Annotated in this window: 24 protein-coding genes; 18 read left to right on the plus strand and 6 right to left on the minus strand. The window is 53.5% G+C overall.

What is annotated here, in order from left to right; all coding sequences use genetic code 11:
• The first annotated feature begins 2 nt into the window (after positions 1 to 2).
• Together gltK and ACUY4S_RS16355 are read left to right on the plus strand one after the other, a co-directional pair.
• Positions 3 to 677: a glutamate/aspartate ABC transporter permease GltK gene (gltK, locus tag ACUY4S_RS16350; RefSeq protein ID WP_312691383.1), complete on the plus strand. Its 675-nt coding sequence runs from the start codon at positions 3 to 5 to the stop codon at positions 675 to 677.
• On the plus strand, positions 677 to 1,402 hold the full coding sequence (locus tag ACUY4S_RS16355; protein ID WP_458023337.1) for an amino acid ABC transporter ATP-binding protein: 726 nt from the start codon (positions 677 to 679) through the stop codon (positions 1,400 to 1,402). Before gltK ends, ACUY4S_RS16355 begins: the two co-directional genes overlap by 1 nt.
• 41 nt (positions 1,403 to 1,443) lie before the next feature.
• Here ACUY4S_RS16355 and ACUY4S_RS16360 read toward each other — a convergent pair whose 3' ends face one another.
• Entirely contained in the window at positions 1,444 to 1,926 is a 483-nt protein-coding gene (locus ACUY4S_RS16360) for a zinc ribbon-containing protein (RefSeq protein ID WP_312691385.1), read from the minus strand.
• A gap of 234 nt (positions 1,927 to 2,160) precedes the next feature.
• On the opposite strand from ACUY4S_RS16360, the gene leuS reads away from it, so the two are divergent.
• Genes leuS through nadD form a run of 4 tightly spaced genes read left to right on the plus strand, consistent with a single transcriptional unit; the run spans position 2,161 to position 6,995 of the window.
• Positions 2,161 to 4,743, plus strand: a complete 2,583-nt coding sequence (gene leuS, locus ACUY4S_RS16365; RefSeq protein WP_312691386.1) for a leucine--tRNA ligase — start codon at positions 2,161 to 2,163, stop codon at positions 4,741 to 4,743.
• A gap of 14 nt (positions 4,744 to 4,757) precedes the next feature.
• Positions 4,758 to 5,321: an LPS assembly lipoprotein LptE gene (gene lptE / locus ACUY4S_RS16370; protein WP_312691387.1), complete on the plus strand. Its 564-nt coding sequence runs from the start codon at positions 4,758 to 4,760 to the stop codon at positions 5,319 to 5,321.
• Positions 5,321 to 6,352, plus strand: coding sequence for a DNA polymerase III subunit delta (holA, locus tag ACUY4S_RS16375; RefSeq protein WP_458023338.1), 1,032 nt, complete (start codon positions 5,321 to 5,323; stop codon positions 6,350 to 6,352). The genes lptE and holA overlap by 1 nt, the downstream gene beginning before the upstream one ends.
• Entirely contained in the window at positions 6,345 to 6,995 is a 651-nt protein-coding gene (gene nadD / locus ACUY4S_RS16380) for a nicotinate-nucleotide adenylyltransferase (protein WP_458023339.1), read from the plus strand. Before holA ends, nadD begins: the two co-directional genes overlap by 8 nt.
• On the opposite strand, the gene cobD is transcribed toward nadD, so the two are convergent.
• Entirely contained in the window at positions 6,970 to 8,064 is a 1,095-nt protein-coding gene (cobD, locus tag ACUY4S_RS16385) for a threonine-phosphate decarboxylase CobD (protein WP_458023340.1), read from the minus strand. The two genes, nadD and cobD, sit on opposite strands and share 26 nt — an antisense overlap.
• Before the next feature lie 99 nt (positions 8,065 to 8,163).
• Between cobD and ACUY4S_RS16390 the strand changes: the two genes are divergently transcribed.
• The 11 genes from ACUY4S_RS16390 to lipA all read left to right on the plus strand — a co-directional run bounded on the left by ACUY4S_RS16390 (position 8,164) and on the right by lipA (position 18,958).
• Entirely contained in the window at positions 8,164 to 8,778 is a 615-nt protein-coding gene (locus tag ACUY4S_RS16390; protein ID WP_312691391.1) for an adenosylcobalamin/alpha-ribazole phosphatase, read from the plus strand.
• Positions 8,779 to 9,020: 242 nt separating this feature from the next.
• Positions 9,021 to 9,338 carry a ribosome silencing factor gene (gene rsfS, locus ACUY4S_RS16395; RefSeq protein ID WP_312691471.1) on the plus strand — a complete coding sequence of 106 codons (318 nt, stop codon included), beginning with the start codon at positions 9,021 to 9,023 and terminating at the stop codon, positions 9,336 to 9,338.
• Between the two features lie 3 nt (positions 9,339 to 9,341).
• On the plus strand, positions 9,342 to 9,809 hold the full coding sequence (gene rlmH, locus ACUY4S_RS16400) for a 23S rRNA (pseudouridine(1915)-N(3))-methyltransferase RlmH (protein ID WP_312691392.1): 468 nt from the start codon (positions 9,342 to 9,344) through the stop codon (positions 9,807 to 9,809).
• 29 nt (positions 9,810 to 9,838) lie between these two features.
• Positions 9,839 to 11,740: a peptidoglycan DD-transpeptidase MrdA gene (mrdA, locus tag ACUY4S_RS16405; RefSeq protein ID WP_312691393.1), complete on the plus strand. Its 1,902-nt coding sequence runs from the start codon at positions 9,839 to 9,841 to the stop codon at positions 11,738 to 11,740.
• 2 nt (positions 11,741 to 11,742) lie between these two features.
• A complete protein-coding gene (gene mrdB / locus ACUY4S_RS16410; RefSeq protein WP_312691394.1) occupies positions 11,743 to 12,855 on the plus strand; it encodes a peptidoglycan glycosyltransferase MrdB in 1,113 nt (370 codons plus the stop codon).
• Between the two features lie 16 nt (positions 12,856 to 12,871).
• On the plus strand, positions 12,872 to 14,077 hold the full coding sequence (gene rlpA / locus ACUY4S_RS16415) for an endolytic peptidoglycan transglycosylase RlpA (protein ID WP_312691395.1): 1,206 nt from the start codon (positions 12,872 to 12,874) through the stop codon (positions 14,075 to 14,077).
• Positions 14,078 to 14,215: 138 nt separating this feature from the next.
• Entirely contained in the window at positions 14,216 to 15,427 is a 1,212-nt protein-coding gene (dacA, locus tag ACUY4S_RS16420; RefSeq protein ID WP_312691396.1) for a D-alanyl-D-alanine carboxypeptidase DacA, read from the plus strand.
• Positions 15,428 to 15,530: 103 nt separating this feature from the next.
• A complete protein-coding gene (gene ybeD / locus ACUY4S_RS16425; protein ID WP_312691397.1) occupies positions 15,531 to 15,794 on the plus strand; it encodes a DUF493 family protein YbeD in 264 nt (87 codons plus the stop codon).
• A gap of 87 nt (positions 15,795 to 15,881) precedes the next feature.
• On the plus strand, positions 15,882 to 16,523 hold the full coding sequence (lipB, locus tag ACUY4S_RS16430) for a lipoyl(octanoyl) transferase LipB (protein WP_312691398.1): 642 nt from the start codon (positions 15,882 to 15,884) through the stop codon (positions 16,521 to 16,523).
• Positions 16,524 to 16,828: 305 nt separating this feature from the next.
• Entirely contained in the window at positions 16,829 to 17,782 is a 954-nt protein-coding gene (locus ACUY4S_RS16435) for a YbeF family transcriptional regulator (RefSeq protein WP_312691399.1), read from the plus strand.
• 210 nt (positions 17,783 to 17,992) lie between these two features.
• Positions 17,993 to 18,958 (plus strand): lipoyl synthase, encoded by a 966-nt coding sequence (lipA, locus tag ACUY4S_RS16440; protein ID WP_312691400.1) that lies wholly within the window; start codon positions 17,993 to 17,995, stop codon positions 18,956 to 18,958.
• Positions 18,959 to 19,025: 67 nt separating this feature from the next.
• Here lipA and tatE read toward each other — a convergent pair whose 3' ends face one another.
• Together tatE and ACUY4S_RS16450 are read right to left on the minus strand one after the other, a co-directional pair.
• Positions 19,026 to 19,226 carry a twin-arginine translocase subunit TatE gene (gene tatE, locus ACUY4S_RS16445; protein ID WP_458023341.1) on the minus strand — a complete coding sequence of 67 codons (201 nt, stop codon included), beginning with the start codon at positions 19,224 to 19,226 and terminating at the stop codon, positions 19,026 to 19,028.
• 127 nt (positions 19,227 to 19,353) lie between these two features.
• Complete coding sequence (locus tag ACUY4S_RS16450) at positions 19,354 to 20,142, minus strand: deaminated glutathione amidase (protein WP_458023342.1); 789 nt, start codon at positions 20,140 to 20,142, stop codon at positions 19,354 to 19,356.
• 88 nt (positions 20,143 to 20,230) lie between these two features.
• Here ACUY4S_RS16450 and crcB point away from each other — a divergent pair, with 88 nt between their 5' ends.
• On the plus strand, positions 20,231 to 20,614 hold the full coding sequence (crcB, locus tag ACUY4S_RS16455; protein WP_312691403.1) for a fluoride efflux transporter CrcB: 384 nt from the start codon (positions 20,231 to 20,233) through the stop codon (positions 20,612 to 20,614).
• A gap of 58 nt (positions 20,615 to 20,672) precedes the next feature.
• Here crcB and cspE read toward each other — a convergent pair whose 3' ends face one another.
• Together cspE and pagP are read right to left on the minus strand one after the other, a co-directional pair.
• Complete coding sequence (cspE, locus tag ACUY4S_RS16460) at positions 20,673 to 20,882, minus strand: transcription antiterminator/RNA stability regulator CspE (RefSeq protein ID WP_007373839.1); 210 nt, start codon at positions 20,880 to 20,882, stop codon at positions 20,673 to 20,675.
• A 201-nt stretch (positions 20,883 to 21,083) separates the two neighbouring features.
• Positions 21,084 to 21,647, minus strand: a complete 564-nt coding sequence (pagP, locus tag ACUY4S_RS16465; RefSeq protein WP_458023343.1) for a lipid IV(A) palmitoyltransferase PagP — start codon at positions 21,645 to 21,647, stop codon at positions 21,084 to 21,086.
• Between the last annotated feature and the right edge of the window lie 94 nt (positions 21,648 to 21,741).

Raw genomic sequence — 21,741 nt, forward strand, 5'->3', positions numbered from 1 at the left:
CAATGTACGAATTTGACTGGAGTTCTATCGCGCCCTCCCTGCCCTATTTACTGGCCGGGCTGGTTGTTACGCTGAAAATCACCGTGATCGCCATTGTGGTCGGTATTATCTGGGGAACGCTGCTGGCGGTAATGCGTCTGTCCACGTTCGGGCCGCTGCGCTGGTTCGCCAAAGGCTATGTCAACGTGTTTCGTTCCATCCCGCTGGTGATGGTGCTGTTATGGTTCTATTTGATTGTGCCAGGCTTCCTGCAAAACGTGCTCGGGTTGTCGCCGCAGACCGATATTCGCCTCATTTCGGCGATGGTCGCCTTTTCCATGTTTGAAGCGGCTTACTACTCTGAAATTATCCGTGCGGGTATTCAGAGCATTTCCCGCGGGCAATCCAGCGCAGCGCTGGCATTGGGCATGACCCACTGGCAGTCAATGAAATTGATCATTCTGCCACAGGCGTTTCGCGCCATGGTTCCGCTGCTGTTAACGCAGGGGATTGTGCTGTTCCAGGACACCTCTCTGGTGTATGTCCTGAGCCTTGCGGATTTCTTCCGTACGGCTTCCACTATTGGCGAGCGTGACGGAACGCAGGTCGAAATGATCCTGTTTGCCGGCGCCGTGTATTTTGTTATCAGTCTCAGTGCTTCGCTGTTGGTCAGCTGGCTGAAGAAAAGGACCGTCTAATGATTTCCCTGAAAAATGTTTCGAAATGGTATGGCCACTTTCAGGTGCTGACCGATTGCTCCACCGAAGTGAAAAAAGGCGAAGTGGTGGTCGTGTGCGGCCCGTCCGGTTCCGGGAAGTCGACACTTATCAAAACCGTAAATGGCCTCGAACCGGTGCAGAAAGGCGAGATCACCGTCAATGGCACCATGGTGAACGACAAGAAAACCGATCTGGCAAAATTACGTTCGCACGTGGGCATGGTGTTCCAGCATTTTGAGTTATTCCCGCACTTGTCAATTATCGAAAACCTGACATTGGCGCAGGTCAAAGTACTGAAACGGGATAAAGCCGCAGCGCGGGACAAAGGGCTGAAACTGCTTGAGCGTGTCGGCTTGTCGGCGCATGCCAACAAATTCCCTGCACAGCTATCTGGCGGTCAGCAGCAGCGTGTCGCCATTGCCCGCGCGCTATGCATGGATCCGGTAGCCATGTTGTTCGATGAACCGACCTCAGCGCTCGATCCGGAAATGATCAACGAAGTGCTGGATGTCATGGTGGAACTGGCCAATGAAGGGATGACGATGATGGTCGTTACCCATGAAATGGGCTTTGCCCGTAAAGTGGCCAACCGGGTGATCTTTATGGATGAAGGTAAAATCGTGGAGGACTCCGAGAAAGACGCGTTCTTCAACAACCCGCAATCCGAACGTGCAAAAGATTTCCTCGCCAAGATCCTGCATTAAGCCACGCAATGCCTGCCCTGAACGGGCAGGCGTTTTTCCTTTTACGGTTCAAAAGGCCGACGCTGAAACTGATCATGGCCGCATTTCGGGCAAAGCGGCAACACGTCTGGTGTGTAGACAGCCAGGTGAAAATGGCATTTCTCACAGACCAGATTTCCCAGCCCGACAACCTCGCCGCTGTGATAAACCCCATGGTGATTAAGATCCTGGAATACTTCCCGCCATTCCAGCTGTGTTTTGTCCGTAATATCCGCCAGCTCCTGCCAGATGCTCTCTTTAATCACCCGCATAAACACACTGTCGGCCACTTCTTCCTGGCTTTCGCCGTAGCTGCGGGCGAACTCTTCTAAATCCCGGCGAATGGCCCGCATCAATTCATCAATTTCCGTGCGAGTTAACTCACCGGTCTGCAAGACATGCTGACGTGCCTGGCCGACTAATGCGTCAATATCGCGCTCTCCGTTGCGCAAACGTTCGGTCAACGTGGCGACCAGTTCACGGTAAAAATGAGCAACCTTGTTCATCGTTTCGCCTCCCGGTTAAGTAACCCTCTCTAATGATAGACGTTATTTCTTTGTCGCAGTGTCGACAGCCCGACAGCGTCAACAAAAAGTCACCGTGAAAAAGGCGGGGCTATTTCATCCGCGTCTCGCGGAAAGGCTGTTTTGAGGCGGGCGTTTGGGCTATGCTATGCCTCTTGAAAAACCACGTAACGACGCTACATTCGTAGCGGTATCAAAAACAGGACTACTGGTGCCATGCAAGAGCAATACCGCCCGGAAGAGATAGAATCCAAAGTACAGCTTCACTGGGAAGAGAAGCGCACATTCGAAGTCACTGAAGACGAGAGCAAAGAGAAGTACTATTGCTTGTCGATGCTCCCCTATCCTTCTGGCCGACTACACATGGGCCACGTTCGTAACTACACCATTGGTGATGTGATCTCTCGTTACCAGCGCATGCTGGGTAAAAATGTTCTGCAGCCGATTGGCTGGGATGCATTCGGTCTGCCGGCTGAAGGTGCGGCGGTGAAAAACAACACCGCCCCGGCGCCGTGGACTTACGACAACATCGCCTATATGAAAAACCAGCTCAAAATGCTGGGCTTCGGCTATGACTGGAGCCGCGAGCTGGCGACCTGCACCCCGGAATACTACCGCTGGGAGCAGAAGTTCTTTACCGAGCTGTATAAAAAAGGCCTCGTGTACAAGAAAACCTCGGCAGTGAACTGGTGCCCGAACGATCAAACCGTGCTGGCCAACGAGCAGGTTATTGATGGCTGTTGCTGGCGCTGCGACACCAAAGTTGAGCGTAAAGAGATCCCGCAGTGGTTTATCAAAATCACCGCCTATGCCGACGAACTGCTGAACGATCTGGACAATCTGGACCACTGGCCAGATACCGTGAAAACCATGCAGCGTAACTGGATCGGCCGCTCTGAAGGTGTGGAAATCACTTTCGACGTACAGAACAGCGATCAGAAACTGACGGTTTACACCACCCGTCCGGACACCTTTATGGGCGCCACTTACCTGGCCGTTGCCGCGGGTCACCCGCTAGCACAGCAGGCAGCGGCGAACAACCCGCAACTGGTTGCCTTCATCGACGAGTGCCGCAACACCAAAGTGGCCGAAGCCGACATGGCAACGATGGAGAAAAAAGGCGTCGACACCGGCCTGAAAGCCATTCACCCGCTGACTGGCGAAGCCATTCCGGTATGGGCGGCTAACTTCGTGTTGATGGAGTACGGCACCGGTGCGGTAATGGCGGTGCCGGGTCATGATCAGCGCGATTACGAATTTGCCAGCAAATATAACCTGACCATCAAGCCGGTTATCCTCAATGCTGACGGCAGCGAGCCGGATCTGTCGGCGCAGGCGATGACCGAAAAAGGCGTGCTGTTTAACTCGGGTGAATTTGACGGTCTCGATTTTACCGCTGCTTTCAACGCCATTGCCGACAAGCTGGCGGCCAAAGGCGTGGGCGAGCGTAAAGTGAACTTCCGTCTGCGCGACTGGGGCGTTTCTCGTCAGCGTTACTGGGGTGCCCCGATCCCGATGGTCACGCTGGAAGACGGCACCGTTATCCCAACCCCCGAAGATCAACTGCCAGTGATCCTGCCGGAAGATGTGGTCATGGACGGCATCACCAGTCCTATTAAAGCGGATCCTGAGTGGGCCAAAACCACGGTTAACGGTCAACCTGCACTGCGTGAAACGGATACGTTTGACACCTTTATGGAGTCGTCCTGGTACTATGCGCGCTACACCTGTCCGCAGTACAGCGAGGGTATGCTGGATCCGAAAGCCGCCAACTACTGGCTGCCGGTCGATATCTACATTGGCGGCATCGAACATGCCATCATGCACCTGCTTTACTTCCGCTTCTTCCACAAACTGATGCGCGATGCGGGCATGGTAACTTCCGACGAGCCGGCTAAACAGCTGCTGTGTCAGGGGATGGTGCTGGCAGATGCCTTCTACTACGTCGGTGAAAACGGTGAACGTAACTGGGTTTCTCCGAAAGACGCTATCGTCGAACGCGACGAGAAAGGCCGCATTGTCAAAGCGACCGATCCGGCTGGCCACGAGCTGGTCTACACCGGCATGAGCAAAATGTCCAAGTCCAAAAATAACGGTATCGACCCGCAGGAAATGGTTGAACGTTACGGCGCGGACACCGTTCGTCTGTTTATGATGTTTGCTTCTCCGGCCGACATGACGCTGGAGTGGCAGGAATCCGGCGTTGAGGGGGCAAACCGCTTCCTGAAGCGCGTCTGGAAACTGGTCTACGAACATACATCATTAGGCGCAGTCGCTGCGCTGGATGTGGCCGCACTGAATGAAGATCAGCAAGCCCTGCGTCGTGACGTACACAAAACGATTGCTAAAGTGTCCGATGATATTGGTCGCCGTCAGACCTTCAACACCGCTATTGCGGCGATCATGGAGCTGATGAACAAACTGGCGAAAGCGTCGCAGGAAAGCGAGCAAGATCGTGCGTTGCTGCAGGAAGCGCTGCTGGCAGTGGTGCGTATGCTCAACCCGTTCACCCCGCACGCCAGCTTCACGCTGTGGCAAGCGCTGGGTGGTGAAGGCGATATCGACAACGCGCCGTGGCCAGTTGCTGACGAAAAAGCGATGGTGGAAAACACCACGCTGGTCGTGGTGCAGGTTAACGGTAAAGTGCGCGGTAAAATTACCGTCGCTGTTGACGCGACTGAAGAGCAAGTACGTGAACGCGCGGGCCAGGAACACCTGGTGGCGAAATATCTTGATGGCGTTACCGTGCGTAAAGTGATTTACGTACCGGGTAAACTGCTCAATCTGGTTGTTGGCTAAGCGCGGGAGGAAGCGTGCGACATCTGGCTACATTGTTGTTATCCCTGGTGGTGCTGGTCACCGCCGGATGTGGCTGGCATCTGCGTAGTACCACGCAAGTGCCGGCTGAGATGAAAACGATGATCTTCGACTCCGGGGATCCCAACGGCCCGCTGAGCCGCGCCGTCCGCAGCCAGCTGCGCCTGAATGGCGTTGAGCTGGTTGAAAAAGGTTCGCTGCGTCAGGATGTACCGTCATTGCGCCTTGGCGCGGTGACGTTCTCCCGCGACACGGCGTCGATCTTCCAGGATGGCCGTACTGCGGAGTATCAAATGGTACTGACGGTGAATGCGAGCGTACTGATCCCGGGGCATGACATCTACCCGATCAGCACCAAAGTGTTCCGTTCGTTCTTTGATAACCCGCAAACGGCACTGGCAAAAGATGCCGAGCAGGAGATGATCATTCAGGAAATGTATGACAAGGCCGCAGAACAGCTGATCCGTAAGCTGCCGAGCATCCATACCGCCGATGCTGAGCAAACGCACGCTGCCGGTAAAGCTCCTGCCCCCTCTGTTTCGGCAAAACCGGGTAGCTAATGCTCAGGTTGTATCCGGAACAACTCCGCGCGCAGCTCAATGAAGGGCTGCGCGCGGCTTATCTGCTGTTGGGCAATGATCCTCTACTTCTGCAAGAGAGCCAGGATGCCGTGCGTCAGGCCGCTATCTCGCAGGAGTTTATTGAACACCACACTTTTACGCTGGATGCCAGCACCGACTGGGATGCGATATTTTCCATCTGCCAGGCGCTCAGTCTGTTTGCCAGCCGCCAGACGCTGCTGTTGCAACTGCCGGACAATGGCCCCAATGCGGCAATGAACGAACAGCTTGCAAAGCTGGTCAGCTTGCTGCATAGCGATCTGTTGCTGATTGTTCGCGGTAATAAGCTAACAAAAGCGCAGGAAAACGCAGCCTGGATAAGCCAGCTAAACCAGCATGTCGTCCAGGTCAGTTGCCAGACGCCAGAGCAGGCAAACCTGCCGCGCTGGGTTGCCTCCCGCGCGAAGCAGAACAAACTTGAACTGGACGACGCCGCTAACCAACTGCTTTGCTATTGCTATGAAGGCAATCTGCTGGCGCTGGCGCAGGCGCTGGATCGCCTGGCCCTGCTGTGGCCGGACGGCAAGCTGACCCTGCCGCGTGTAGAGCAGGCGGTCAACGATGCCGCGCATTTTACGCCATTCCATTGGGTCGATGCCCTTCTGGCTGGCAAGAGCAAACGCGCGCTGCATATTCTCAACCAGTTACGACTTGAGGCCTGCGAGCCGGTGATCCTGCTGCGAACGGTGCAGCGCGAACTGCTACTACTGGTCACGCTGAAGCGGCAATCGGCGCATACGCCGCTACGCGCGCTGTTTGATAAACATCGGGTCTGGCAAAACCGTCGCGGTATTACCGGCGACGCCCTCACGCGACTGAGCCTGGATCAGTTACGGCAGGCCGTGCATCTGCTGAGCCGCATTGAACTGGTAGTGAAGCAGGACTTTGGTCAGTCGGTATGGACCGAGCTGGAGGGGCTTTCTCTGCTACTCTGTCATAAGGCACTGGCAGACGTTTTTATTGATGGGTGATATGAATCAGTTGCAGGCATTGTTTGGCGGAACATTTGATCCGGTTCATTACGGGCACCTGAAGCCGGTAGAAGCACTGGCAAATCAGATTGGGCTGTCGAAGGTCATTATTATGCCCAACAACGTGCCGCCGCACCGTTCGCAACCGGAAGCCAGCAGCCAGCAGCGTAAAACCATGGTGGAACTGGCAATTGCCGACAAACCTCTGTTCACCCTTGATGAACGGGAACTCCGCCGGGACACCCCCTCTTATACCGCGCAAACGCTACAAGAGTGGCGGGAAGAGCAAGGTCCACAGCGTTCACTGGCGTTTATTATCGGCCAGGACTCCCTGCTCTCTTTCCCCGGCTGGCACCACTACGAAACCATTCTGGATAATTGCCATTTGATTGTCTGCCGCCGTCCCGGTTACCCGATGACCATGGCGCAAGAAGACCATCAGCAGTGGCTGGAAAAACACCTCACTACCGATGCCGATGCCCTGCACGCGCTGCCGGCAGGCAAAATTTATCTGGCGGAAACCCCGTGGTTTAACATCTCGGCGACGCTGATACGTGAGCGGCTGGAGCGTGGTGAGCGCTGCGACGATTTATTGCCTGCCGCCGTACTCGACTACATCAACGCGCAGGGGTTGTATCGCTAAGTACGGCATGCAGTGCCGCTATCAGCCTATCGTTTTCTTCCCCGCTACGCACCGCGACGCGAAAATAACGCCCATCCAGCCCCGGATAATTTTCACAACTTCGGATCAGAATATAGTGTTCCAGTAAAGCACGCTGGAGCGCGACCGAGGGCGCATCACAACGCAGGAAAAGGTAGTTCGCCTCCCCCGGCCATACCGTTAATGCAGGCAGCGCCTGCAATGCCGTTAACAGACGTGGCCGCTCGGCCGCCAGCCACTGCCAGCTGGCCTGTTGATAGACGTTGTCGTGCAAAATCACTTCCCCTGCCAGCGCCGCAAAGGCGTTGATTGACCACGGCATCTGTGCCGCACGCATTCGCGTCACCGTCTCTGCATCACTGCCGAGCACATACCCCAACCGCAGGCCAGGGATGGCGTAAAACTTAGTGAGCGAGCGCAACACCCACAGATGAGGGTTGCCAGCCAGATGGGGGATAAAACCTGTACGATGAGGGATAAAATCCATAAAGGCCTCATCAAGGATCAGCGCGATGCCGAGCGTTTTACAGCGCGCCACAATCGCATGCAGCAAGGCATCGTCAGGGAGTAATCCGGTTGGATTATTGGGCGTGCACAAAAACAGGCAGTCCAGCGATGGCGTAAGCGCATCCAGCAGACGCGCCGTTATCTGCCAGCCTTCCTCTTCACGCAATGCAAATTCGGTGATGCGGCTCCCGCCCAACGTTAATGCACGGCGATACTCGGCAAAGCCCGGTGTTACCAGCATGGCGTTACGCGGTGCCAGCGCGTTCACCAGCGCGAAGATGGCTTCCGTTTCGCCATTGCCGGCAACCACCCATGAAAGCGGAACCTGATGGTGCTCCGCCAGCACCTGATGCAGACGCGGGTACTCCACATCCGGGTAACGCTCTGCCAGCGACAAATTATTGCCCAGCGCCTGCCTGAGCGAATCCGGCATCCCTGCCGGATTGATATTGGCGCTAAAATCGAGCAGTTGCTCCGGGGCGATACCCAGTAATGCAGCCGCTTCATGTGTATTACCGCCATGCGCACTATGAAACAAAGCCATCTCCCGCTCCGGCTAAAAGCCGTTATCTTAAACGAAAAAGACAGGTGGATTCAGGATGCAGTGTTAAACTTTGCGCAGAAATCGAGACGGGAGAGAACAATGCGACTCTGGCTGGTACGTCACGGAGAAACAGAAGCAAATGTCGCCGGACTTTACAGTGGTCATTCCCCTACGCCGCTGACGGCGAAAGGGGTGCGCCAGGCGCAAACCCTGTGCGGACTACTGCAACATGTCCCCTTCGACTATGTATTGTGTAGCACGCTGGAGCGGGCGCACATCACCGCGCAGCATGTGCTGGAGGGTCGCGAAATGGCTGTTCACACTACCCCGCTGCTCAATGAGATGTTTTTTGGTGACTGGGAGATGCGCCATCATCGCGATTTGACGCACGAAGACGCGGAAAGTTACGCCGCATGGTGTACTGACTGGCAGAACGCCGTTCCTACCAACGGCGAAGGCTTTCAGGCATTTTCTGCCCGCGTTGAACAGTTCATCGCCCATCTCGCCGGACTGCGCGAGCACCCCAACGTGCTGGTGGTGAGTCATCAGGGCGTACTTAGCGTGCTCATTGCCCGATTGCTCAAGATGTCAGCCTCTTCGCTATGGCATTTTCGGGTTGATCAGGGCTGCTGGAGCGCGATAGATATTCATGACGATTTCGCTACGCTACGGGTGCTGAACAGCCGTGCTATCTGGCAGGCTGACGAAACATAGTCTGTTTTTTCCCCTCTCCTCTTCGCGGTGGTGATGAGGTCATTGACACGCCATGGCAGGCTGCTATCCTCCGCGCGCAGAATTGTTTTACAAAATTGGCAATGCAATCGCGCGCGCGTGATGGGATGATAGCCCGCTTTAAAAGAGTGGGATCGGACATTTGTCCCGACAATCCGCGCAGTTCAGGTATAATGTCAGGCCATTTACTAATAGCTCACTTTTTACTCACCCAGGGGGAACACTTGCAGGGTAAAGCACTCCAGGATTTTGTTATCGACAAAATTGATGACCTGAAAGGTCAGGACATTGTTGCCATTGACGTTCAGGGCAAGTCCAGCATCACCGATTGCATGATTATTTGCACCGGGACATCCACGCGCCATGTTATCTCCATCGCGGATCACGTTGTTCAGGAATCCCGTGCAGCCGGAATGTTGCCGCTGGGTGTGGAAGGCGAAAGCGCCGCCGACTGGGTGGTGGTCGATTTAGGCGATGTCATCGTCCATGTCATGCAGGAAGAGAGTCGCCGCCTGTATGAACTGGAAAAGCTCTGGAGTTAATGCGTGAAGCTGCAACTGGTCGCCGTCGGCACGAAAATGCCGGACTGGGTACAGACAGGTTTTAGTGAGTATCTGCGTCGTTTTCCAAAAGATATGCCCTTCGAACTGGTGGAGATCCCTGCCGGAAAGCGCGGCAAGAACGCAGATATCAAACGTATTCTCGATAAAGAGGGTGAACTGATGCTGGCTGCGGCGGGCAAAAATCGGATTGTCACCCTCGATATCCCTGGTAAACCCTGGGATACACCGCAACTGGCCCTTGAGCTGGAACGCTGGAAGCAGGACGGGCGTGACGTCAGCCTGCTGATCGGCGGGCCGGAAGGATTATCTCCGGCCTGCAAAGCGGCGGCAGAACAAAGTTGGTCCCTCTCTGCGCTGACGCTTCCTCACCCGCTGGTGCGTGTGCTGGTAGCCGAGAGCCTCTATCGCGCATGGAGTATTACCACCAACCATCCTTATCACCGTGAGTAATAACACGTCTTGGGCAGATTAAGCAGCGGATGAAATTACAGAATTCTTTTCGCGACTATACGGCTGAGTCCGCGCTGTTTGTGCGCCGGGCGGTGGTCGCCTTCACCGGGATTTTGCTGCTTTCCGGTGTGCTGGTCGCTAACCTTTATAATCTGCAAATCGTCCGTTTTGCGGACTACCAGACCCGCTCCAACGAAAACCGCATCAAACTGGTGCCAATCCCACCGAGCCGCGGCATTATTTACGATCGCAACGGCACGCCGCTGGCACTCAATCGCACCATCTACCAGGTCGAAATGATGCCGGAGAAGGTTGACGATGTGCAGCAAACGCTGGATGCGCTGCGCGATGTGGTCGATCTGAACGATGACGATATCGCCAACTTTAAGAAAGAACGCGCACGTTCACATCGCTTTACCTCCATTCCGGTTAAAACTAACCTCACGGAAGTGCAGGTCGCGCGTTTTGCCGTTAACCAGTACCGCTTTCCTGGCGTGGAAGTAAAAGGCTACAAACGCCGCTACTATCCGTATGGCTCAGCGCTCACCCATGTTATTGGCTATGTTTCCAAAATTAACGATAAAGATGTCGAAAGACTGGATAAAGATGGAAAACTTGCCAATTACGCCGCTACGCATGATATCGGCAAACTTGGGATTGAACGCTACTACGAAGATGTACTCCATGGCCAGACGGGCTATGAAGAGGTGGAAGTAAACAACCGCGGGCGGGTTATCCGTCAGTTGAAAGAGGTGCCGCCGCAGGCCGGGCACGACATCTATCTGACGCTTGATCTTAAATTACAGCAGTACATTGAAACGTTGCTGGCGGGCAGCCGCGCCGCCGTCGTGGTTACCGATCCCCGTAGCGGTAGTATCCTCGCACTGGTTTCCATGCCAAGTTACGATCCCAACCTGTTTGTCGATGGGATATCGAGCAAAGATTATTCGTCGCTGCTTAACGATCCCAACACCCCGCTGATCAACCGCGCGACGCAAGGTGTTTACCCTCCGGCGTCCACCGTGAAACCTTATGTTGCGGTTTCTGCGCTGAGCGCAGGGGTGATCACGCGTAATACCAGCCTGTTCGATCCTGGCTGGTGGCAGTTGCCTGGTTCTGATAAGCGTTACCGTGACTGGAAAAAATGGGGCCACGGCCACCTGAATGTCACCAAATCACTGGAAGAGTCGGCGGATACTTTCTTTTACCAGGTCGCCTATGACATGGGGATTGACCGCCTGTCCGAATGGATGAATAAGTTTGGCTATGGTCATTACACCGGCGTTGACCTTTCGGAAGAGCGCTCCGGCAATATGCCCACGCGCGAATGGAAACTGAAACGCTTTAAAAAACCCTGGTATCAGGGCGATACCATTCCGGTCGGGATTGGTCAGGGCTACTGGACCGCGACGCCGTTGCAGATGAACAAAGCGATGATGATCCTGATCAACGACGGCATCGTCAAAGTCCCGCATCTGCTGATGAGCACGCTTGAAGACGGCAAACAGGTCCCGTGGCAACAACCAGCGCAACCGCCAGTGGGCGATATCCATTCTGGTTATTGGGAAATCGCCAAAGATGGCATGTACGGCGTGGCAAACCGGGCTAACGGCACAGGTCATAAATACTTTGCGAATGCGCCTTATAAAGTGGCGGCAAAATCCGGTACGGCTCAGGTTTTTGGCCTGAAAGCGAATGAAACCTACAACGCTCACCGCATTGCAGAGCGTCTGCGCGACCATAAACTGATGACCGCATTTGCCCCCTACGATAATCCGCAGGTCGCCGTGGCGATGATCCTCGAGAACGGCGGCGCAGGCCCGGCAGTGGGGACCATTATGCGCCAGATCCTCGACCATATTATGCTTGGCGATAACAACACCGATTTGCCGACGGAAAACCCCTCAACATCGGCAACGGAGGACCAATAATCATGACGGATAATCCGAACAAGAAATCGTTCTGGGATAAAATCCATATCGATCCGGCGTTGCTGCTGATCATTCTGGCGCTCCTGTTTTACAGCGCCATCGTTATCTGGAGCGCCAGCGGTCAGGACATTGGCATGACCGAACGCAAAATTGGTCAGATTACAATGGGCCTGATCATTATGGTGGTGCTGGCGCAAGTTCCACCGCGTGTGTATGAAGGCTGGGCGCCCTACCTCTATATTTTCTGCGTTATTCTGCTGGTGGCGGTAGATGCCTTTGGTGCAATTTCGAAAGGCGCGCAACGCTGGCTGGATCTGGGCATCGTGCGATTCCAGCCCTCGGAGATTGCTAAAATCGCAGTACCGTTGATGGTAGCGCGCTTTATTAACCGTGATGTTTGCCCGCCGTCGCTGAAAAATACCGGCATTGCGCTGGTGTTGATCTTCGTGCCCACGCTACTGGTAGCAGCACAACCGGATCTGGGAACGTCCATTCTGGTTGTGCTCTCCGGGCTGTTCGTGCTGTTCCTCTCTGGCCTGAGCTGGCGGTTGATTGGTATCGCCGTGGTGCTGATTGCTGCGTTTATTCCGGTGTTGTGGTTCTTCCTGATGCACGACTACCAGCGTCAGCGGGTAATGATGTTGCTCGATCCGGAAACCGATCCGCTGGGCGCGGGCTATCATATTATTCAGTCGAAAATTGCGATCGGCTCCGGGGGACTGAGCGGTAAAGGCTGGTTGCACGGCACCCAGTCTCAGCTGGAGTTCTTGCCTGAACGCCATACCGACTTTATCTTTGCGGTGCTGGCGGAAGAGCTCGGTCTGGTTGGCATTCTGATTTTGCTGGCACTCTATTTATTGTTGATTATGCGTGGGCTATGGATTGCCGCCCGGGCACAGACCACATTTGGCCGGGTCATGGCCGGTGGTTTAATGTTGATTTTGTTCGTCTATGTGTTCGTAAATATTGGTATGGTGAGTGGTATCCTGCCGGTGGTGGGCGTACCGTTGCCGCTGATAAGTTACGGGGGGTCCGCCCTGATCGTACTCATGGCCGGGTTTGGTATCGTGATGTCGATCCATACCCACAGGAAAATGTTGTCCAAAAACGTATAACGATATGAGGTGCGCAATGCGTAAGCAATGGCTTGGGGTCTGCATAGCAGCAGGATTACTGGCGGCATGTTCAAATGATGATGGTCAGCAACAGACGACCGTAGCGCCTCAACCTGCGGTGTGCAACGGCCCTGTCGTTGAAATCAGCGGCGCGGAGCCTCACTACGAGCCGCTCAATGCGACGGCGAATCAGGATTACGAACGCGATGGCAAACGCTATAAAGTGGTCCAGGATCCCTCCCGCTTCAGTCAGGCAGGTCTTGCTGCCATTTATGATGCCGAGCCGGGCAGCAACCTGACGGCATCTGGCGAAGCATTTGACCCGATGCAGCTAACGGCAGCCCACCCGACGTTGCCTGTCCCAAGCTACGCGCGTATCACTAACCTGGCCAACGGTCGCATGATTGTGGTGCGCATCAACGACCGCGGGCCGTACGGCAACGACCGTGTTATTTCGCTTTCCCGTGCGGCAGCGGATCGCCTGAATACCTCAAACAACACCAAAGTGCGCATCGATCCGATTCTGGTGGCACAGGACGGTTCGCTTTCTGGTCCAGGCATGGCCTGTACCAAGGTTGCACAGCAAACGTATGTCCTGCCGGCACGCCCTGACCTTGGCGGTGGTTTAGGCAGTGCGACTTCTACGCCTGCTCCGGCTGCACAACCACAGAGCAATGTTCAGGCGATCAGCAACGATACCCTGAAAAGCGACGATACTACCGGCGCACCGGTAAGCGGTGGCGGTTTCCTTGGCGCGCCAACGCCGCTGGCATCCGGTGTTCTTGAAGGGAGCGATGCCGCTAGCGCAACGCAAGCTGGCGCAACAACTCCGTCTACCTCGATGACCCAGACTGTGGCTCCGGCCCAGCAATCCGCAGCAGTCATGCAGACCAGCGCACCGGCAACGCGCAACGCACCGGTCACCGCGCCAGGTTCTGTGCAGGGGCATGTTGCAACCAGCACAGCGACAGCCAGCACTGCAGTCGCTGCAGCCAGCGGCAGTTATATGGTGCAGGTGGGTGCGGTCAGCGATCAGGCTCGGGCTCAGCAATATCAGCAGCGCCTTGCGCAGCAATTTTCCGTTCCAGGCCGTGTCGTACAAAACGGCGCAGTCTGGCGCGTGCAGTTAGGGCCGTTCAGTAATAAAGCCGATGCCAGCGCATTGCAGGGGCGTTTGCAAAACGAAGCGCAACTCCAGTCGTTTATTACTAACGCGCAGTAACCGGGTAAGGCGTCTGACTCTGTCAACTTGTGTAAGCAACATTAACAAAGTCATGCGGAAAGTCAGATGCCTGCCGATATAGCTTTTGCTATAGTAAGGCACTTTTTTTAACTCCATCACGGATGTCGTTGTTCGACCATGAAGACCACTCTCTCCGTTCGTTTTGTGCAGCGCCTGGCGCTCACCACAGCGCTGACCGCAGCCACACTTTCTGCCGCTCACGCTGATGACCTGAATATTAAAACCATGATCCCTGGCGTTCCGCAGATCGATGCGGAGTCTTATATCCTGATCGATTACAACTCCGGCAAAGTGCTGGCGGAACAGAACGCCGATGCGCGCCGCGATCCTGCAAGCCTGACAAAAATGATGACCAGCTATGTTATTGGTCAGGCGATGAAAGCCGGCAAGTTCAAAGACAGCGATCTGGTGACTATCGGTAACGACGCATGGGCAACCGGCAACCCGGTTTTCCGCGGTTCTTCGCTGATGTTCCTGAAACCGGGCATGCAAGTTCCGGTTTCCCAGCTTATCCGTGGGATTAATCTGCAATCCGGTAACGACGCCTGTGTCGCTATGGCGGATTACGTGGCAGGCAGCCAGGATGCGTTTGTCGGTCTGATGAACAACTATGTCAACGCGCTTGGCCTGAAAAACAGCCATTTCCAGACCGTACACGGCCTGGATGCGGACGGTCAGTACAGCTCCGCACGCGATATGGCGCTGATTGGACAGGCTCTGATCCGTGATGTGCCGAACGAATACTCTATCTATAAAGAAAAAGAGTTTACCTTCAACGGTATCCGCCAGACTAACCGTAACGGCCTGCTCTGGGATAACAGCCTGAACGTAGACGGCATCAAAACGGGCCATACCGACAAAGCAGGCTATAACCTGGTCGCATCGGCAACCGAAGGCCAGATGCGCCTGATCTCGGCAGTTATGGGTGGGCGTACCTTCAAAGGCCGCGAAACCGAAAGCAAAAAACTGCTGACCTGGGGCTTCCGTTTCTTTGAAACAGTGAGTCCGCTCAAAGCCGGTAAAGAGTTTGCCTCCGAGCCTGCGTGGTTCGGCGACAGCGATCGTGCTTCGCTTGGTGTGGATAAAGACGTGTATCTGACCATCCCGCGCGGGCGTATGAAAGATTTGAAAGCCAGCTACGTGTTGAGTACCAGTGAGCTGCACGCACCGCTGCAGAAAAATCAGGTTGTGGGGTCAATCAACTTCCAGCTGGATGGCAAAACCATCGAGCAACGCCCGCTCGTGGTGCTGCAGGAGATCCCGGAAGGCAATTTCTTCGGCAAAATCATTGATTACATTAAATTGATGTTCCATCACTGGTTTGGCTAAAAATTGAACACTTGAAAGTGTGATCTTCGCCCCCATATACTAGGTATCCTAAAAAACTCCTGCCCTTGTGGCAGGAGTTGTTATTTTTTACGCCGGAGCTGACATGAAAACCAATCTCAAAGAACTGCTTGAATTCCCGACACCCTTTACCTACAAAGTAATGGGTCTGGCGAAACCTGAGCTGGTTGATCAGGTGGTTGAAGTGGTACAGCGCCATGCGCCAGGTGATTACTCTCCGCAGGTAAAACCAAGCAGCAAAGGCAATTACCACTCGGTATCTATCACCATTACTGCCACCCACATTGAGCAGGTTGAAACGCTGTACGAAGAGCTTGGCAATATCGAAATTGTTCGTATGGTGCTGTAACTCTTAGAGACGTTATCCGGAAACATTCGGGTAACGTCTTCCCTATGATATACTTCCCCCACTCTTTTCTCCCCTGGAGATGCCGTTTTGTCTCAGGATACAATCCTCATCCGCAACCTGGGCTTGCAGCCTTACGATCCCGTGTCCCGGGCGATGCATGAATTCACCGATACCCGCGACGACACCACGCCCGATGAAATCTGGCTGGTCGAACACCCCCCGGTCTTTACCCAGGGTCAGGCAGGCAAAGCCGAACATCTGCTCGCACCTGGCGATATTCCTGTGATCCAGAGCGATCGGGGGGGGCAGGTCACTTACCACGGCCCCGGCCAGCAGGTCATGTACGTGCTGATCAACCTTAAGCGCCGCAAAGTTGGCGTGCGCGAGCTGGTGACATTGCTGGAAAACACCGTGATTAACACCCTGGCTACGCTGGATATTGCTGCGCAGGCCCGCGCAGATGCACCGGGCGTTTACGTCGACGGAAAAAAGATCTGCTCGCTGGGATTGCGGATACGTAAAGGCTGCTCATTCCATGGGCTGGCGTTAAATATTGCGATGGATCTCACGCCATTTCTGCGTATCAACCCCTGTGGTTATGCCGGCATGGAAATGACTCAGGTGAGCCAGTTCAGCGCAGAACCCGATAAGGATAAAATAAGGACAATTCTTATCCGTGAGTTTTTAGCGTTACTAAACAATCCACCACATCAATATATGGGCGCTTAATATATGATGTATTACGACCCGCATTTCGTGCGGGTCGTTATTTATTTGACCTGTTAGCGCTTTACAATAGAGGCCATATTCTCTATTTTCAACCTACCTGCCTTGTCGGGTTAATAAGCATTACGATGCTTTCCCGGGCTTCGTATTCATGCTTATGGCCAAACGTCTTTTGAGTGCTTGTCTGCCATCGCGATGAAAAACCTACGTAATGATGATATGAGACAGGACGTTAACTCAAATTAATAATCAACAAAAAAAACAAATTCAACTATCATTCATATTGCGAATGATTACGGAGCAGAAGCGTGGATAATAATAACCTGCCGGCGAAGCGAATAACCGGGCGACCAGAGGACGACAAACCGCAAATCTTCCGGACACTGCGTAATATTGATCTCAACTTATTGACTATTTTTGAAGCAGTATATGTCCACAAAGGGATCGTTAACGCGGCAAAAGTGCTGAACCTCACGCCTTCTGCTATTAGCCAGTCAATTCAAAAATTGCGCTCAATATTTCCCGATCCGCTTTTCATTCGTAAAGGCCAGGGCGTTACGCCGACGGCTTACGCTTCGCACCTGCATGAATATATTAGTCAGGGACTGGAATCTATTCTTGGCGCGTTGGATCTCACCGGCAGCTACGATAAGCAGCGTACTATAACGATTGGGACTACCCCTTCTATTGGTGCATTAGCCTTACCTGTTATCTACCAGGCAATAAAGGCCAGCGCCCCGCACCTGATGATACGCAATATTCCGGTAAAAGATGGCGAAAGCCAACTGAGTCAGTTTCAGACGGATTTAATTATTGACACCCATCTTCCTGCGTCACGCGCGATTAACAGCCATGTGCTGTATACCGATCGCCTGATGCTGGTGTGCCGTAAAGGGCATCCTTGTTTGAACGGGCCGATTAACGAAGAGGTTTTGCAGCAGTATGAGCACACGATGGTGATGCTGGAAGCGCAAAATCTGAGCGGCTTACGTCAACGGGTGCAGGATCTCTTTCCAGAGCGCCAGATCAGTTTCAGCAGTTACAATATGTTTACTATCGCAGCACTGATCGGCAACAGCGATCTGCTGGGATTGATGACCACGCAGTTGTTCAAATTATTCAGCGATTGCTGGCCACTGGTCGAGATCGACTTCCCGCCTGTTAGCTCAGAAAACCTCGATATTTCTGTGTATTACAACAAGTTGAGTCTGCGGGATCCGGTGCTGGAAAACGTTATTGATGTCATCCGACGGGCTTTTTAAAGCCCGTTTTCACCTGTCCATTGTACTTACCCTTTCTGGTCATTCTGCACAAAACAACAACTATTTTACAAATAGGCAGGTTGTCAGGCTGCTTTCCGCCCGCCATCAATGGTATACTGCGCGCACGTTAATTCAAAAATAGTTGATAAATACAACATTCCCTTGAATTGAAATGCTGACTTCGTTACCCGCAACTGGAACACGCACGCTATGAGTAAACCCATTGTGATGGAACGCGGTGTTAAATACCGCGATGCCGATAAAATGGCTCTTATCCCGGTTAAAAACGTGGCCACAGAGCGTGAAGCTCTGCTGAGAAAACCGGAATGGATGAAAATCAAACTTCCGGCCGACTCTTCCCGTATTCAGGGTATCAAAGCGGCCATGCGTAAAAACGGCCTGCATTCTGTCTGCGAAGAGGCATCCTGCCCGAACCTCGCTGAGTGTTTCAACCACGGTACCGCAACGTTTATGATCCTCGGTGCCATCTGTACACGCCGGTGCCCGTTCTGCGATGTCGCCCACGGCCGCCCTGTCGCACCTGATGCAAATGAACCGCAGAAACTGGCACAGACCATTGCCGATATGGCCTTGCGCTATGTGGTTATTACTTCTGTCGACCGCGATGATCTGCGCGACGGTGGCGCTCAGCACTTTGCCGATTGCATTACCGCGATCCGTGAAAAAAGTCCGTCGATTAAAATTGAAACGCTGGTGCCGGATTTCCGCGGTCGTATGGATCGTGCGCTGGAGATCCTGACCGCAACGCCGCCAGACGTGTTTAACCACAACCTGGAGAACGTGCCGCGCATTTATCGCCAGGTACGCCCGGGGGCGGACTATAACTGGTCCCTTAAGCTGCTGGAGCGTTTTAAAGAAGCGCACCCCTCAATTCCGACCAAATCAGGTCTGATGGTAGGTCTGGGTGAAACCAATGCAGAAATCATTGAAGTGATGCGTGACCTGCGTCGCCACGGCGTGACGATGCTGACGCTGGGCCAGTACCTGCAGCCGAGCCGCCATCACCTGCCGGTTCAGCGCTATGTCAGCCCGGATGAATTTGACGAGATGAAAGAAGAAGCGCTGGCTATGGGCTTTACCCATGCCGCATGCGGTCCGTTCGTTCGCTCCTCTTACCATGCCGACCTGCAGGCAAAAGGTGAGGAAGTGAAGTAACACTTGCTTACACCAAAAACAAAAAAACCGGCTTACTGGCCGGTTTTTTTTCGCCTGTCGGGGGCGGTTACTCTTTGTGAGAGAGTTTTTCTGTCGCGACTCCGCCTTCGGCGTCTTTTTTCGCGGCGTCATCATCGTTCATGGCTTTTTTGAAGCCTTTGATGGCTGCACCCAGGTCACCGCCCAGCGTGCGCAATTTCTTGGTTCCGAACAGCAGAACAACCAGTGCCGCCACGACCAGCAGTTTGGTAATACTAATCTCACCCATAGATACCTTCTTTCGTAAAACAGGCTGCATAAAGCACCATTATAACCGGATTTCATTAACGGTCATTCGGCGCGCGCACACAATAGCAATCTGTTACGAGATGAATCAAGCATTGTTTAAAAAAACATCACAGCAATTGCGGTGCAGCGAAACGTCGATTCCGTAAAACGGGTAGTTTCTCTCGTGTTTCTGCCAGTCGCTCCGGGTTGACATCAGCAAAAATCAAAGCAGGTACTTCTGCCGCAGCGGCAACCGTAACACCCTGTGGGTCAATTACCCGACTTTGCCCGATATTTTTATTGCCACACTCGCCAGCTGCCACCAAATAACAGGTGGTGTCGAGCGCCCGCGCCGACAAGAGCGTCGCCCAGTGCTGCTCTTTTAGCGGGCCACGCACCCACGCTGCCGGTAATACCAACACTTGCGCTCCGCCCAGCGCCAGCTTCATTGCCAGCTCCGGAAAACGAAGATCGTAACAGGTCATCAGACCGACTTTGAAACCGTCCACATCAATCAGCGGCGCGACTTCATTCCCTGCATCCACACGCGCGGACTCCTGTATATTAAAGGCATCGTACATGTGCAGCTTGGCATATTGCGCGATGATCTCCCCGCCGCGCAGTACTACCAGCGTATTTACTGCCCGCCCTTGCGTCGACGGTACATGCACGGTGAGTACCGTCGTCAGCCTATTGCGCCGACTTTCATCAAGCAGTACTCGCAGGAAGCCGCCATTAAGCTCCTGAGCGGATTTCACCGACAGATGAGGGTCATTATCGTCCCGCGCCAGTAAAGCCTCTGGCAGAACCAATAGCGACGCCTGACGGGCAGCGGCTTGCGCCATCAACGATACGCAGGTTTGCGCATTGCTTTCCCATCCGGGCGTGACAACGAACTGCCCAGCCGCAACTATCATCTCGTCTCCTCCACGTTTGCCGTCATAGCCATTAAGAGGCCGTAGCGCTAAACTCACACTCTTACTAATCAAATAGCAGGATTTCACGGTGTTACAACTTCTTTTAGCAGTATTTATCGGCGGAGGCACGGGCAGCGTCGCGCGGTGGATGTTGAGCATGAAGCTTAACCCGGCGCATCAGGCGATCCCGCTGGGTACCCTGACAGCTAACCTGCTGGGGGCTTTTATTATCGGTATGGGGCTGGCGTGGTTTAACCGTATGACGCATATTGACCCGATGTGGAAAGTCTTGCTGACCACCGGGTTCTGCGGTGGGTTGACTACGTTCTCGACCTTTTCTGCGGAAGTGGTGTTTCTGTTGCAGGAAGGGCGTGCAGGCTGGGCATTACTCAATGTTGCCGTTAATTTATTGGGTTCGTTTGCGATGACGGCGCTGGCGATGTGGTTATTTTCAGCGGCGAATGCAAACTGAGACCACAAAAAAAACCCGCCTTTCGGCGGGTTTTGAAATTCTTGCTCAACGCAGCTGATTAGACAGGCATTACGTTAGCAGCAGATGGGCCTTTGGCACCGTTAGTGATTTCAAACTCAACGCGCTGACCTTCAGCCAGAGTTTTGAAACCATTGCTCTGGATTGCAGAGAAGTGTACGAACACGTCTTTGCTGCCATCTTCCGGAGTAATGAAACCGAATCCTTTGGATTCATTAAACCACTTAACGTTACCTTTAATCTTAGACATCAAAATTACCTTTACATGAAAAAACGACACAAATGCTGTGTCGTGTATCAGTACAACAATTGTGACGACTTTTGTCCAGTCGTTATTCAAGAAAAAGTGATAAATGTCGCGAAGTTTTTTTCGATAGCGGGTTTATCCCGCGTTTCGCCACTGTCTAAAAACTGTTCGCCACGTCAAATCACTTGCCTCTCGTGGAAAGCATTAAAACTGAAAACGCATCCAGGCGAAGTAGACGTTCCCATTGTTGTACGTACCAGGGATGTAGGTCATCTGGAACGTTGCCGGACCATAGCCAATCGATGCCAGCGGCAAAACCAGCGGAATGGGTATGTACTTCCAGTTATCACGCGCAGTCACACCAGCCGTGTACCCCAGGCCAAGGTGAAAGTTGTCGTCAGCCAGAGGACGCCAGGTTTTCTCCCAACCATAGCCACCAATCGGCTCCCATTTGTTGTAGGAATCTTTAAACACCATCAAATAGAGGCCATGCCAGTTTCCATCTTCATCCCAACGGGACTGACCAAAACCAGCCCCCCAGGGGCGCTCGTTATAACGATCAGTTTTCTCTTTGTCATAGGCAAAACGCGCATGCCAGGTGATGGCGGGCACATAGAGATCGTAATGCTCAGGTTGCTGCCAGGTTTGCTTTACGTCGTCAGTAAAATCAGAAAACCAGCCCTTTTCTGCTGCGTGTACTGTGTTAACCACCGAAAGCTGACAAAATAAAGATAATAAAATACAAAAAAACTTCTTATTTACAGACACTGTAGTTATTCCATATTACGAAACAGGATATATTCTCGGGTATGCTATCTGAATATTCCCTTAACGAAATCGGATTAATACTGAAAAGATTGGT

The sequence above is a fragment of the Kosakonia beeri genome (assembly GCF_054165705.1).

Excerpts from the sequence above, each read along its gene's own strand:
- ACUY4S_RS16360 (WP_312691385.1), bottom strand. The coding sequence starts at position 1,926 with ATGAACAAGGTTGCTCATTTTTACCGTGAACTGGTCGCCACGTTGACC.
- nadD (WP_458023339.1), top strand. The coding sequence starts at position 6,345 with ATGGGTGATATGAATCAGTTGCAGGCATTGTTTGGCGGAACATTTGAT.
- ybeD (WP_312691397.1), top strand. The coding sequence starts at position 15,531 with ATGAAAACCAATCTCAAAGAACTGCTTGAATTCCCGACACCCTTTACC.
- cspE (WP_007373839.1), bottom strand. The coding sequence starts at position 20,882 with ATGTCTAAGATTAAAGGTAACGTTAAGTGGTTTAATGAATCCAAAGGA.
- ACUY4S_RS16355 (WP_458023337.1), top strand. The coding sequence starts at position 677 with ATGATTTCCCTGAAAAATGTTTCGAAATGGTATGGCCACTTTCAGGTG.
- dacA (WP_312691396.1), top strand. The coding sequence starts at position 14,216 with ATGAAGACCACTCTCTCCGTTCGTTTTGTGCAGCGCCTGGCGCTCACC.
- mrdA (WP_312691393.1), top strand. The coding sequence starts at position 9,839 with ATGAAATTACAGAATTCTTTTCGCGACTATACGGCTGAGTCCGCGCTG.
- ACUY4S_RS16450 (WP_458023342.1), bottom strand. The coding sequence starts at position 20,142 with ATGATAGTTGCGGCTGGGCAGTTCGTTGTCACGCCCGGATGGGAAAGC.
- holA (WP_458023338.1), top strand. The coding sequence starts at position 5,321 with ATGCTCAGGTTGTATCCGGAACAACTCCGCGCGCAGCTCAATGAAGGG.
- ACUY4S_RS16390 (WP_312691391.1), top strand. The coding sequence starts at position 8,164 with ATGCGACTCTGGCTGGTACGTCACGGAGAAACAGAAGCAAATGTCGCC.
- rlpA (WP_312691395.1), top strand. The coding sequence starts at position 12,872 with ATGCGTAAGCAATGGCTTGGGGTCTGCATAGCAGCAGGATTACTGGCG.
- gltK (WP_312691383.1), top strand. The coding sequence starts at position 3 with ATGTACGAATTTGACTGGAGTTCTATCGCGCCCTCCCTGCCCTATTTA.
- mrdB (WP_312691394.1), top strand. The coding sequence starts at position 11,743 with ATGACGGATAATCCGAACAAGAAATCGTTCTGGGATAAAATCCATATC.
- leuS (WP_312691386.1), top strand. The coding sequence starts at position 2,161 with ATGCAAGAGCAATACCGCCCGGAAGAGATAGAATCCAAAGTACAGCTT.
- lipA (WP_312691400.1), top strand. The coding sequence starts at position 17,993 with ATGAGTAAACCCATTGTGATGGAACGCGGTGTTAAATACCGCGATGCC.
- tatE (WP_458023341.1), bottom strand. The coding sequence starts at position 19,226 with ATGGGTGAGATTAGTATTACCAAACTGCTGGTCGTGGCGGCACTGGTT.
- cobD (WP_458023340.1), bottom strand. The coding sequence starts at position 8,064 with ATGGCTTTGTTTCATAGTGCGCATGGCGGTAATACACATGAAGCGGCT.